The sequence below is a fragment of the Haloferax profundi genome (assembly GCF_001469865.1).
In the GTDB taxonomy this organism is placed as follows: domain Archaea; phylum Halobacteriota; class Halobacteria; order Halobacteriales; family Haloferacaceae; genus Haloferax; species Haloferax profundi.
In genome coordinates this window covers 1-276 of sequence record NZ_LOPV01000463.1, presented here as the reverse complement: position 1 = coordinate 276, position 276 = coordinate 1, and the positions used below count along the sequence as shown (strand labels likewise).

Here is a 276-nt window from a genome sequence, read left to right as displayed (position 1 = left end):
TGTGTCGTACTCACATAGATATCACGGCCGTTGAGCACGCTCTTTTCGGAGTCTTGCCGACTCCAGACGACTGAGTGCTCGTTTCCACGTGCCGTTATCGAGGGTGCATCATCAGGGACAGTATCGTCAGTGAGTCCCTGGCTTTCGGTCACACGAGTATCCTGGACGAGACCCTCGTCTGTATTGGAGGCGCTGCCGAGTTTACTCCCAGTCGTTGGTTTCGGTGGCCGCTCGCCAGTCTTCGACCGGAGTGTCCAGTCGGTCGCCCCTTGATCG

General features: G+C 57.6%; 1 protein-coding gene. It reads right to left on the bottom strand.

The features are described from left to right. Positions 1–276: hypothetical protein (locus AUR66_RS22775; RefSeq protein ID WP_231727922.1), on the bottom strand; the 276-nt coding region annotated here is incomplete at both ends.